General features: G+C 64.1%; 10 protein-coding genes. 6 read left to right on the forward strand and 4 right to left on the reverse strand.

The window, feature by feature from the left end:
• Nucleotides 1-39: 39 nt before the first annotated feature.
• The 4 genes from istB to ABIF91_RS13480 all read right to left on the reverse strand — a co-directional run bounded on the left by istB (nt 40) and on the right by ABIF91_RS13480 (nt 5,564).
• A complete protein-coding gene (istB, locus tag ABIF91_RS13465; protein WP_424578711.1) occupies nt 40-807 on the reverse strand; it encodes an IS21-like element IS1631 family helper ATPase IstB in 768 nt (255 codons plus the stop codon).
• A gap of 4 nt (nt 808-811) precedes the next feature.
• Nucleotides 812-2,569 carry an IS21-like element IS1631 family transposase gene (istA, locus tag ABIF91_RS13470; RefSeq protein WP_100214066.1) on the reverse strand — a complete coding sequence of 586 codons (1,758 nt, stop codon included), beginning with the start codon at nt 2,567-2,569 and terminating at the stop codon, nt 812-814.
• A gap of 107 nt (nt 2,570-2,676) precedes the next feature.
• A complete protein-coding gene (locus tag ABIF91_RS13475) occupies nt 2,677-4,374 on the reverse strand; it encodes an FMN-binding glutamate synthase family protein (RefSeq protein ID WP_193374334.1) in 1,698 nt (565 codons plus the stop codon).
• Nucleotides 4,375-4,790: 416 nt separating this feature from the next.
• Nucleotides 4,791-5,564, reverse strand: coding sequence for a ferredoxin--NADP reductase (locus ABIF91_RS13480; RefSeq protein ID WP_028176862.1), 774 nt, complete (start codon nt 5,562-5,564; stop codon nt 4,791-4,793).
• 386 nt (nt 5,565-5,950) lie between these two features.
• Here ABIF91_RS13480 and ABIF91_RS13485 point away from each other — a divergent pair, with 386 nt between their 5' ends.
• The 6 genes from ABIF91_RS13485 (at nt 5,951) to ABIF91_RS13510 (ending at nt 12,141) form a co-directional block, all read left to right on the forward strand.
• Nucleotides 5,951-6,769 (forward strand): ATP-grasp domain-containing protein, encoded by an 819-nt coding sequence (locus tag ABIF91_RS13485; RefSeq protein ID WP_028176863.1) that lies wholly within the window; start codon nt 5,951-5,953, stop codon nt 6,767-6,769.
• 110 nt (nt 6,770-6,879) lie between these two features.
• Nucleotides 6,880-7,881 carry an NADP-dependent oxidoreductase gene (locus ABIF91_RS13490; protein WP_028176864.1) on the forward strand — a complete coding sequence of 334 codons (1,002 nt, stop codon included), beginning with the start codon at nt 6,880-6,882 and terminating at the stop codon, nt 7,879-7,881.
• Nucleotides 7,882-8,026: 145 nt separating this feature from the next.
• Nucleotides 8,027-8,872 (forward strand): hypothetical protein, encoded by an 846-nt coding sequence (locus ABIF91_RS13495; protein WP_028176865.1) that lies wholly within the window; start codon nt 8,027-8,029, stop codon nt 8,870-8,872.
• A gap of 114 nt (nt 8,873-8,986) precedes the next feature.
• Entirely contained in the window at nt 8,987-9,202 is a 216-nt protein-coding gene (locus ABIF91_RS13500) for a hypothetical protein (protein WP_028176866.1), read from the forward strand.
• A gap of 189 nt (nt 9,203-9,391) precedes the next feature.
• Nucleotides 9,392-10,531 carry an FAD-dependent monooxygenase gene (locus tag ABIF91_RS13505; protein WP_028176867.1) on the forward strand — a complete coding sequence of 380 codons (1,140 nt, stop codon included), beginning with the start codon at nt 9,392-9,394 and terminating at the stop codon, nt 10,529-10,531.
• Entirely contained in the window at nt 10,528-12,141 is a 1,614-nt protein-coding gene (locus ABIF91_RS13510) for a benzoate-CoA ligase family protein (protein WP_028176868.1), read from the forward strand. The genes ABIF91_RS13505 and ABIF91_RS13510 overlap by 4 nt, the downstream gene beginning before the upstream one ends.
• The last annotated feature ends 81 nt before the right edge of the window (nt 12,142-12,222 follow it).

The following is a 12,222-nucleotide window of genomic DNA, read 5'->3' on the forward strand; positions in this document are numbered from 1 at the left end:
AGTCAAATTCCTCCACCCGCGAGGCAGGACAAGGGACTGTTAGTTTGAGTTTGTTTCCCGGGCAAGAGCTTCAGCGGCTTCTTTGAGCCGATAGCTGCGTCCGTCGAACTCAAGCAGATGGCAATGATGCATAAGGCGATCGAGGATCGTCGTGCTCATAGTGTTGTCCCCAAGGTATGCCCCCCAATCCTGCACGACGCGATTGGAGGTGACGATGACGCTGCGGCGCAGTTTGTAACGCTGATGGATCAGGGTCTGCAGCAAAGTGCCGGCGGCGTCGGGGATGGCGCGTGCGAGGAATAGATCGTCCAGCACGAGGAGATCGCAGTCGATGATGGTTCGCAGCCGGACCTCGCGTTGTGCCGGAGAGTTCAGGGCGTAGCGGTGGAAGAAGTCGTCGGTCTCAAGATACTGGACCTTGTGGCTTTGCAGGATCGCCTGATAGGCAATCGCCTTGGCGATGTGCGACTTCCCGGTGCCAGGTTTGCCAACAAGCAGAGCGTTCTCGCCAGCGGCAATGAACGCCAGGGTGTGGAGCTGGAAGCAGGTCTGACGTGGCAGTTTGGGATTGAAGGACCAGTCGAACTCGGCGAGCGTCAGCTTTTCGTCGAGCCCGGATTGCTGGTATCGCCGCTCGATAAGACGGGACTGACGACGGTCCAGTTCATCCTGCAGGATAAGGGAGAAGGTCTCGAGGAAGGGCTGGTTGGCGCCCTGCGCCTGGAGCACGCGCGTCTGCAGCGTGTCGCGGACACCCGACAGGCGCAGCTGTCGTAGGCAACGCTCAATTTCCGGCATGGTCATCATGTGGCTAGGTCTCCAGTTTAAGGTGAGAAGGTGCAGCGGGAGCGCTCGTGGCGCCGGAGTTGGCCGGGGTTGCGCAGGCGACACGAGCGCGGATTGCCGTGGCGTGATCGTCGTGAGCCTCGGCCTGCCGACCATTGTCGTCGGCGTCGCGCCGCACAGCGCGGCTGAAGAGGTCGCCGTATTCCGCGGGGGTACGGATCAGCGGATGATCCTGGGTGAGCGGCGATGCCGGCTGTGGCGTCACTCCAACCTGCTCGATCGCCTGTTCGAACAACCGCTCGACGGTCGCACGCACGTGCTTGTAGCGGTAGATGCGGTTGTCGATGGCGTGCGCGCAGGCCTGCTCGACCAGCCGCGCCGGATACTTCCGGCCCAGCCCGACAATGCCCCACATCGCGCGCTGTCCGGGGCGCCCTTCGGTGTCGAACACCTGCTGGCACAAGGCCCTGGTCTGCGGTCCGATGCGCTCGGCGCTCGCCAGCAGCACGGCGGTTTGCCGCGACGGGTTGAACGGCCGTTCGCTGGTCGGCAGGACGACAGAACCGGGGTGCGCCATCCGGGAATGAACACGCAGCAGCGCACGGGTGTGGCGATCACGGATCTCGATCGTGGTGGTGTAGATGCGCACGACGACCTGGCTGCCGATCGGCGCGGGCCGCGCGGCGTAATAGCTGTTGTCGACGCGTACGGTGGTGTCGTCGCAGACAGTCCGGACGACTTCGGTGAAGATGCGGAAGGGAGCGACAGGCAGCGGCCGCAGGTGCGGCTTCTCTTCCTGGAACATCGCCTCGACCTGACGGCGCGTGCTGCCGTGGATGCGTTTGGAAGCCCAGTTCTCCTCCCAGTGCCTCAAGAACTCGTTTTGCGCCTCCAGCGTCTCGAAGCGCCGTCCGGCCAGCGCAGTGCCCTGGGTATGTTGAATCGCATTCTCGACGCATCCTTTCCGATTTGGATCGGCCACGCGCGCGGGATCGGCGACCACGGCGTAATGAGCCAGCATCGCGCTGTAAATCGGGTTGAGCTGGGGCTCGTACAAATCCGGCTTGAGGACGCCTTCCTTCAGGTTGTCGAGCACGACATAGCTGGGGACCCCGCCAAAATACCGGAACGCCTCTTCGTGGAGCTGCGCCCAGACTTGTTGGCTGGACTTCCAGACTACCCGCCGGAAGCTGCGCCGCGAGTAGCGTAGCGTCATCACGAACAGGCGGGGACGACGGTACCGCCCGCTCTTCGGATCAACCGTCGGCGCGCCCTCGCCATAGTCGACCTGAGCTTCCTCGCCGGGGAGGAACTCAAGACGATCAAACTGCTCAGGATCAGCGTGCCGCAACCGGCGCACAAACCGCTTGACACTCTGGTAGCTGGACGGAAAGCCAAATTGATCAACCAGGTCCTGGTAAATCGCCTGCGCGTTCCGCTTCAGCCGGACCTGTTCTTCGATCCACGTCCGATGCGCTTCGCAAGCCGAACGGGCCAGGCTGCTGGTGACCGTCGCTTCCGATGTCCCAAAAGCCGGTGGTCGGGGTGGAGGAATTTGGCCGTCCGCGCTCACCGAGCCGGTGGTCACTTCCCCGGGGGAATTTGCCTCCGCACCGGCCCGCAGCGCCTGATAACGCCGGATCGTCTTGCGATCGACACCCGTCAGCCGGTGAATCTCGCGCTGGCTGGTGTTGCGATCAAGTAATGTAAGTACGGTGCTTTGCAGATGTCGCTTCAAGACGTTCAACTCCCCGGCCCCTTGCTGGCTAAAGGGGTCGAACATAAACGTCCTGCCTGACCGGCTACTGCTGTTCAGCGGCGCTGACGGCGATCATCAGGTGGGGGAGTTTCAAGTGACCATACCCGGGGGATTTTGACCGACCCACGGGGCTACGGCGCGGGCTGGAACGTTTCGGCGCGCGCCATGCGCCAGGCGTCGCGGAAGCGCGGGTCTTCCGTACCTTCGAGCAGTTCGCCCGGGCGCAGTGCCGGATAGAGCTGCGCGAAAGATTGCACCTGGGTCGTCGACGTCCGTTGGCTGAAGTGAATCGGGCGCAGCTGCTGCGGATGTTCGAGGCCGGCGGCGGCAATGAGCTCCGTCAGCGAGTGCAGCGTCGCATGATGGTAATTGTGTACGCGATCGATCTTGAGCGGCACGTAGAGCGCGCGCGCCCGCGTCGGGTCCTGCGTCGCGACACCGGTCGGGCAGCGGTCGGTGTGGCAGCTCAGCGACTGGATGCAGCCGAGCGAGAACATGAAGCCGCGCGCCGAATTGCACCAGTCAGCGCCGATCGCCATGGCGCGCGCCATGTCGAAGGCGGTTGCGATCTTGCCGGATGCGCCGATCTTGATGCGATCGCGCGCGTTGATGCCGATCAACGCATTGTGGACGAAGTTGACGCCCTCGCGCATCGGCATGCCCAGATGATCCATGAACTCCAGTGGTGCGGCGCCGGTGCCGCCCTCATTGCCGTCGACGACGATGAAATCAGGATAGATGCCGGTCTCGATCATCGCCTTGCAGATCGCCAGAAACTCCCAGGGATGGCCGATGCACAGCTTGAAGCCGGCCGGCTTGCCGCCGGAGAGGCGGCGCATCTCGGCAATGAACTGCATCATGCCCACGGGTGTGGAGAAGACCCGGTGCGACGCCGGCGAGATGCAGTCCTCGCCCATGGCGACGCCGCGGATCTTCGAAATTTCTTCCGAGACTTTTGCCGCCGGCAGCACGCCGCCATGGCCAGGCTTGGCGCCCTGGCTGATCTTGAGCTCGACCATCTTGATCTGGTCTTCGCTGGCGACGCGCGCGAACGCTTCGGGATCGAAGGTGCCGTCGAGACGACGGCAGCCGAAATAGCCGGAGCCGATCTCCCAGATGATGTCACCGCCCATCTCGCGGTGATAGGGACTGACGCCGCCCTCGCCGGTGTCGTGCGCGAAGCCGCCCTTCCTGGCACCGGCATTCAGTGCCCGCACCGCATTCGGACTGAGCGCGCCAAAGCTCATCGCCGAAATGTTGAACACCGAGGCCGAATAGGGCTTGGTGCAATCGGGGCCGCCGATGGTGATGCGGAATTTCTCCGCGGCATGCGTCTTCGGCGCGACCGAGTGATGCATCCACTCGTAGCCGTCGCGGTAGACGTCCTCCTGGGTGCCGAAGGGACGCTTGTCGAGCTCCATCTTGGCGCGCTGATAGACCACCGCACGGGTGTCGCGCGAGAACGGCATGCCGTCCTTCTCGCTCTCGAAGAAATACTGCCGCATCTCGGGCCGAATCTCTTCGAGCAGGAAGCGGATATGCGCGGAGATCGGGTAGTTGCGCAGCACCGCGTGGCTCTTCTGCAGGAGATCGCGGACACCGAGCAGCGTCAGCGCGGCGAAGATCAGGATCGGGACCAGCATGATGTCGAAGATCTTGCGATCCGCGAGGCCGATGCCGATCAGGAGCGCGGTGACCACCGCGCAGATCGTCAGCACGATGAAGCGCGGCGAGAAGGGCAGCAGCAGGGTTTCCATGATCCCCTCTTCCGCCAGCGGCAGGCGTTTGGGAGATTCATGTGTCTTGTCGTCGTCGGCCACGATTCCCATCCTCTCGCCAGCAGAAGGCGGTACGATACGCCTGCGCCTGTCATACGGATATGACGCCGCCCTTGTTTCAAGGCTAGCGAATTCGGCCGGCGCAGATCAATCCGCCGAGAGGATGGGTTGCTGCACTGCAGCGGAAGGGGGTGGGGATAGGCGGTGCCGGGGCCAGCGGGCCTCAACCCGCTGCCCATGGAGCGCAGACGCGCTGCCCCAGAGTTCAGCTGTCGTCCCGGGCAAGCGTAAGCGCAGACCCGGGATCCATAACCACGAGATTTTGGGGCTGGGAAAGCTGTCCGCTCCGACTCGTCGCATAACGACGGCCTGTGGTTATAGGTCCCGGATCTACGCGCGCTTAGGCGCGCTTGTCCGGGACGACGGGTCGGGTGTGGCGCGCGATCACGCCACTTCTTCGACAGGACTTACCGCTCGACGAAGGCCTTCTCGATCACGAAATGGCCAGGCTTGTTGCCGCTTCCCTCGACGAAGTTGCGGCTCTCGAACATCGCCTTCAGCTCTTCGAGCATCGCCGGGCTGCCGCACATCATGATGCGGTCGGTCTCGATATCGAGCGGGCCCTGGCCGATGTCGTTGAATATCTGCTCGGAGCTGATGAGGTCGGTGATGCGGCCGCGGTTCTTGAACGGCTCGCGGGTCACGGTCGGATAATAGACGAGCTTGTCCGCGAGCAGCTCGCCGAACAGCTCATCCTCGCGCAAGGTCGCGACGAGCTTCTCGCCATAGGCGAGCTCGGAGACCTGGCGGCAGCCATGCACCAGGACGATCGACTCGAACTGGTCGTAGACCTCGGGATCCTTGATCAGGCTCGCAAAGGGCGCGAGGCCCGTGCCGGTCGAGAGCAGCATCAGCCGCTTGCCGGGAAGCAGGTTGTCGGTGATCAGCGTGCCGGTCGCCTTGCGGCCGACCAGGATGGTGTCGCCTTCCTTGATCTTCTGGAGGCGCGAGGTGAGCGGGCCGTCCTGAACCTTGATCGAGAAGAACTCGAGCTCTTCCTCGTGATTGGCGCTCGCCATGCTGTAGGCGCGCAGCAGCGGACGGCCGTCGACCTCGAGGCCGATCATGGCGAACTGGCCGTTCTGGAAGCGGAAGCCGGTATCGCGGGTGGCGCGGAAGCTGAACAGCGTGTCGGTCCAGTGGTGGACGGAAAGAACCTTCTCTCGGTAAAACGCGCTCATGATTTTCGATATTCCGAATAACTGCGGTTTTAGGGCAAAAGCGCCGCCCGGCCCTGAAAACGGGGCGGACACCATTTGCCATGGCGGAGGATTTCGCGTGTGTGATCTACGCCATTGAGACCAATAATCAACCTCGTTCCGGATGCAATTGATGCCGGTCAAATCGGCATTTGCGGCAGAACTGGTCAGATCGTTGATGAATCTGCTGCCGGGCGCGCGCAGAGGGCAATTTCTTTTCCCTTCCGGGCTTGATTGCAGCACTTAATTTCCGTCGCGCTCGCGAGAATTTCATTAAGAATAGCTCTGATTTTCACCCCGGTCGGGCGCCGATTCCCGCATTTTTGCGGCTTTTGGCGCCAGGGACGACTGAAGAGCGACTGGAGCAGATGGCAGACGGCGAGCGGATCTTCGTCCAGGCGATCAGGCGCTATTGCGCCCAGCATGGGATCACGGTCGATGTCCGCCCCGGCGGCTGGCTGATCGCGATGCGCCGGGACGAAAGGCGCCACCTCGCCTTCGGCTACGACATCGGCCTCAACAGCGCCATCGCCCACCGCCTCGCCAACGACAAATCGGCCACTTCCGAGGCGCTGGAGATGGCCGGTGTGCCATGCGTTCCCCATCGGCTGTTCCTCAACCCAAGACTCGGCAGGAATGTCGTTGGCCCCACCTGGCGAGAGGCCATGCTCGAATTGCTTCGCGCCCATCCGCAAGGCGTGGTGGTGAAGCCGAACGAGGGAACGTCGGGACGGTTGGTGTTCAAGGTGTCGACCGAGGCGGAACTCGATCACGCGGTTGACGACGTTTTCTCGATGAGCGCTGGACTCGCGATCTCGCCCTATCTGGCGATCGAGGACGAGGTCCGTGTCGTGCAACTCGGCGATCTGCCCCTCGTCGTCTACAGCAAGCAGCGTGGCTCGGATTGGCGGCATAATCTCGATGCCACCGCAAAGCCCGTGCTGCTGGAGGACGGCGAGGTTCGAACGGCTTGCGTGAAGCTCGCGGTCGATGCCGCGAGCGCCATCGGCATCGCCTTTGCCTCAATCGACGTGGTGCGTGTCGACCGCGAATGGAAAGTGCTCGAGATCAATTCCGGCGTGATGATGGAAGCGCTGGGCAAGCTGCATCCGGAATTGGTGCAGGCAACATATGACGCGGCGCTGGACCGGGTGTTCGGGGAAGATGAGCGGATGTTCCAGTTGTGAAATGGAACGCGGCGCTCTAGCCTTGAGGCCGCGCACAGCAAATGCGGCCTGCAGGTCTTGTTCGCGGCGGCTGCATCAATGGTCGTCAAAGAATCAAAGAGGGGAACGCCATGAACGGCAACGTCAATCGCCAGATTCTGCTGGTGGAGAAGCCCAGCGGCAAGCTCGGCCCCGAGCATTTCAAGATGGTGGAGGGCACAATGCCGGAGCCGAAGGACGGCGAGGCGCTGCTGCGCGTCCGATACATCTCGCTTGATGCCGCCAACCGCGCCTGGATGCACGGCGCGACCTATCGCTCCGCGGTCGAAGCCAACAGCGTGATGGCCGGCGGCGCCATCGCCGAGGTCGTCAGTTCGAAGGCACCGGAGCTTGCGCCCGGCGACATCGTGTTCGGCGACACCGGCTGGCAGGAATTTGCCGCGGTGCCGGCCAAGCATCTCACCAAGATGCCCAAGCTCGAACCGATGACGCACCTGCTCAGCGTGTTCGGCATCGCCGGCCTCACCGCCTATTTCGGCCTGCTGGAGATCGGCAAGCCCAGGGAGGGCGAGACGGTCGTGGTCTCTGCGGCTGCGGGCTCGGTCGGCTCTATCGTCGGACAGATCGCGAAGATCAAGGGATGCCGCGTCATCGGCATCGCCGGCGGTGCCGACAAGTGCAGATGGCTGACCTCCGAACTCGGCTTCGATGCCGCGGTGGACTACAAGGACGGCGCAGTGTTCAAGGCGTTGCGCGCAGCGGCGCCGAAAGGCATCGACGTCTATTTCGACAATGTCGGCGGCGACATCCTCGAAGCCTGCCTGCCACAGATGAACAATTACGGCCGCATCGCCTGCTGCGGCGCGATCTCGCAGTATGACGGCGCTCCTGCCGCGCACGGCCCACGCGGCGTGCCCGGGCTGATCGTGGTGAAGCGGCTGACCATGCAAGGCTTCATCGTGATGGACTACATGAAGGACAGCCAGCGTGCGCTCGCCGACCTCCAGACGTGGGTCAAGTCCGGCAAGCTGAGGGTGCAGGAGGACATTGTCGAGGGCTTCGAGAACACACCGAAGGCGCTGATCGGGCTGCTTGCGGGCGAGAACCGCGGCAAGCGCATGGTCAGACTCTGAGACGCGGTCGGCGCTGGCATAATTGACTTGCGGGTGAGGTCAAAGCGGCGAATGATGCTGCCTTGCGAGGCGTCACTCGCGACGATTGCGATTGCATCACATTTCAAGAATCGTCGGCTTACCCGACGGGCAGGAAATCATTCAGATGTTCAACACGTTGAAGCATGCATCGCGGCGCAAGGCGCTGCTGGCGGCGGCACTCTTTGCAACCGCGACATCGGCAGCCGCGCAAGCACCGACCGAGGCCCAGAAGAGCGCCATCCGTTCCGCATGCCGCTCGGATTTCATGGCGCACTGCGCGAGCGTGACGCCCGGCGGCACGGAAGCGTATCAATGCCTGGCGAAGAACATGTCCAGCCTGTCATCGGGATGCCAGACCGCGGTTCGCGCCGTCGAGCCCGCTGCGGCTCCGAAGACCGAAGCCGCGCCCGCCGCGCCGAAGACCGAGGCTGCGCCCAAGGAAGCCGCTCCCAAGGTGGAATCGGCGCCGCCCGCTGCGTCCAAGACTGAGCCCGCGCCCGCAGCGCAGCCCGCCGCTGCACCGACGCCGAAGGCCGCTGCCGCCAAGCAGCCGAGCAGTGCGCAGATTGCGGCCGTCAAGAGCGCGTGCCGCGCCGACTATCCCAAGGTCTGCGCCAGCGTGACGCCGGGCGGCGCGGCGGCGCTCGAATGCCTGGAGAAGAACAAGGCCAAGGTCTCGCCGGCCTGCGAGAAAGCCGTGAGCGCTGCAGCCGGCGGAGGCGCAGCAGCAACGGCAGCGCCGGCGGGCGCAGCGGCGGCGGCAGCGGCCGCGCCAGCCGTGATCGCCTTGCGCCCCCTACTGCCGCGAGAGGAGCTGTTCATCGTGAGGTCGGCCTGCGGCGCCGACATCCGCACGCTCTGCGCCGGTGTCGCGCCCGGCGGCGGCCGCATCATTCAATGCATTTCCAACAGGGCGGCCTCGCTGTCGCCCGCGTGCAAGGACGTGCTCGCCCCGTTCGCGGCACGATGAGGCGGCGCGTCGCGCGGCAATGATGGTCGGCGTGCGAAAATGAACTGCCGCACGCCTGCAACGACAAGCCTTTTGCAAGTTTCATTTCGATAACGACAAGATCGGGAGGACAACATGCGTTCATTGCTGCGCGTTGGTTCCGCTCTCTTCGCCTTCGCCGCGACCATGACGTTCGAGGCCACCGATGCCAACGCGGTGGTGTGCGCCCGCGGCGTGTATCGGGCCGGCTGCGCCGGTCCGACCGCGGCCGTCGTGGTCCGCAAGCCCGTGCCCGCGGTCCGTTGCACCAGGGTTCTGGTGAACGAGGTCTATGTGAAGCGCTGCGTCTGACGCCCCCGGTGGCCAATTCGCCCCGGTTTGGCTATGGTTCGGACCTGAAGTTTCGGACACCGGCGAAACGGGTTTTCGAAGGCGAGCTCTGGCGTGCCGGCCTTGCCGATAAATCCGCTGGCGCCGGGCGCCGGAGCACATTAGTCTACCCCTAGATAGTAAGTATACTGTCAATTAGGGAGGCAGACGTTGCGGATCGCCGTGATTGGCGGGGGGCCAGGTGGGCTCTACTTCGCCTATCTTTGGAAGAAGCGTCATCCCGAGGATCAGGTCGACCTGTTCGAACAGAACCCGGCCGACGCGACCTGGGGCTTTGGCGTCGTGTTCTCCGACCAGGCGCTGGAATTCCTGCGAGCCGACGACCCCGAGACGGTCGACGCGATCGCCCCGCATATGGAGAGCTGGGAGAACATCACGCTGAACCTGCACGGCGACAGCGTCGCCATCGACGGGGTCGGCTTCTCCTCGATCGGGCGCCTCGAACTCCTCAGGTTCCTGCAGCAGCGCGCGCTCGATGTCGGCGCCACGCCGCGCTTCGACACACAGATCCAGACAATTGACCAGCTCAACGGCCACGATCTGATCGTCGCCGCCGATGGCCTGAACTCGCTGGTGCGCCGGGCCTTTGAGGGCGATTTCGGGACGTCGCTGTCCTACTCCTCCAACAAGTTCGTCTGGTACGGCACCTCGAAACGCTTCGACACGCTGTCGCAGACCTTCGTGAAGACCGACCGCGGCGCCTTCAACGCCCATCACTACCGCTATTCGCCGGGCATGAGCACGTTCCTGGTCGAATGCGATCACGCAACGTGGCAGGCCTACGGCTTCGCCTACAAGGACGTCGAGCAGTCCAAGGGTGTCTGCGAGGAGGTCTTCGCCGACACGCTTGGCGGCCACTGCCTCGTCTCGAACAAATCGGTCTGGCGCAACTTCCCCTGGGTCTGGAACGAGCACTGGTCGTTCAAGAACATGGTGCTGCTCGGCGACGCCCTGCATTCCGCACATTTCTCGATCGGCTCGGGCACGCGGCTCGCGATCGAGGACGCGATCGCGCTGGTCAAGGCGCTGGAGTCGGATGCCCATCTTGCGACCGCGCTGCATCGCTATCAGGCCGCGCGCAAACCCATCGTGCAGAAGCTCGTCGATGCCGCGCGCACGAGCGGGTTCTGGTACGAGCACTTCGCCGAGCACATGAAGCTTCCCCTGCTGGACTTCGCCTACAGCTACATCACCCGCTCCGGCCGCATCGACGATTCGCGGCTGCGCGCGATGTCGCCGGCCTTCATGGCGCGCTACGAGGCAGCCAAGAACGGCGGAGATGCCGCATGAGCAACGAGATCCGCGACCAGGTGCCCGCGGACGGCCCGGGCGCACGCGAAATCGGCTTTGCCGTTCCTGAAATCTACAATGCCAGCCGCGTGCTGTTCGACAATCTCGGCAAGGGCCGCGGCGACAAGATCGCGCTCATGGGCCCGGCAGGCACGCGGACCTATGCCGAGCTCTGCGGCGAAGCCTGCCGGTGGGGCAACGGTTTCGCCTCGCTTGGCCTGAAGCGCGGCGATCGCGTGCTCCTGTTCCTCGACGACACGCCGGCCTACCCGGCCGCCTTCTTCGGCGCCGTGCGGGCCGGCTTCGTGCCGCTCCTGATCAACACGCTGACGCCGCCGGACCTTCTGCAATTCTATCTCGCCGATTCCGGCGCGGCCGTCGCGGTCGTGGATGCCGAGTTCGCGGCGCGCTTCAACGCGGAGGCGTGCAAGGATACGAAGCTCCATACGCTGATCGTCGTGAACGGGGCAGCGGGCGAGCATGCCGCGCCTGCGGCGCTTGCGGCAGCAGACTGGCTCGCGCAATTCCCGGCTGATCTCGCCGAAGCCGACACTCGTCGCAACGAGATGGCGTTCTGGATGTACTCCTCCGGCTCGACCGGCAGGCCCAAGGGCATCGTGCATCTCCAGCACGACATGGCCTATAGCGATGACGCCTTTGCGCAGAACGTGCTGAAGCTGACGCCTGACGACATCTGCTTCTCGGTGCCGAAGATCTTCTTCGCCTACGGCTTCGGCAATTCCGTCACCTTCCCGTTCTCTGCCGGCGCCGCGACGCTGCTGTTGCCGGGCCAGCCCAGGCCTGCGTCGATCTTCGCGGCGATCGCGCAGTACAAGCCGACGGTCTTCTTCGGGCTGCCGACGCTTTATACATCGCTGACAAAGGCCGACGGCGCCGACAGGACAGATTTCTCGTCGCTGCGCATGGCGCTCTCCGCCGCCGAGGTGCTCTCGGCGGAGGTCTTCAACGGCTGGAAGACGCTCACGGGACTCGAAATCGTCGAAGGCCTCGGCTCGACCGAGGTGCTGCACATCTATCTCTCCAACCGGCCCGAGCGGAAGAAGCTCGGCGCCGCCGGTCTGCGCGTGCCCGGCTACGAGGTCGCGCTGCGCGACAAGGACGGGAACGAGGTCGGCGACAACGAGGAAGGCATCTTGTGGGTCCGCGGCGATTCCAACACGCCGCTGTACTGGAACCGGCCGGACAAGTCCGCGGAAACCATTCGCGAGGGCGGCTGGATCTACACCGGCGACCGCTTCGTCCGCGATGCCGACGGCTTCCACTTCTTCCGCGGCCGCGCCGACGATCTCATCAAGATCTCAGGCCAGTGGGTCTATCCGCTCGAGGTCGAACTGTGTCTCGCCGACCACCCCGACATCCGCGAATGCGCGGTGTTCGCCGCCGAGCTGCCGGATCGCCGCATGACGCTGAAAGCGGTGGTGGTGATGAACAACCGCGCCGCCGACCAGGGTGAGGCGACGCGCAGGCTGCAGGACTATGTGAAGAGCAAGCTGCTGCCCTACAAATATCCGCGCGAGGTGATCTTCATCGACGAGCTGCCGAAGACGGGGACGGGCAAGATCGACCGGCAGGCGTTGCTGCGGATGTGAGGCAAGAACGTCGCGTCGCCACAGTCTCGGTGTCGTCCCCGCGAACGCGGGACCCATAACCACAGGGAGGGATTTGGCGAA

This window comes from Bradyrhizobium sp. USDA 241, from assembly GCF_049739505.1.
Lineage (GTDB): Bacteria > Pseudomonadota > Alphaproteobacteria > Rhizobiales > Xanthobacteraceae > Bradyrhizobium > Bradyrhizobium liaoningense.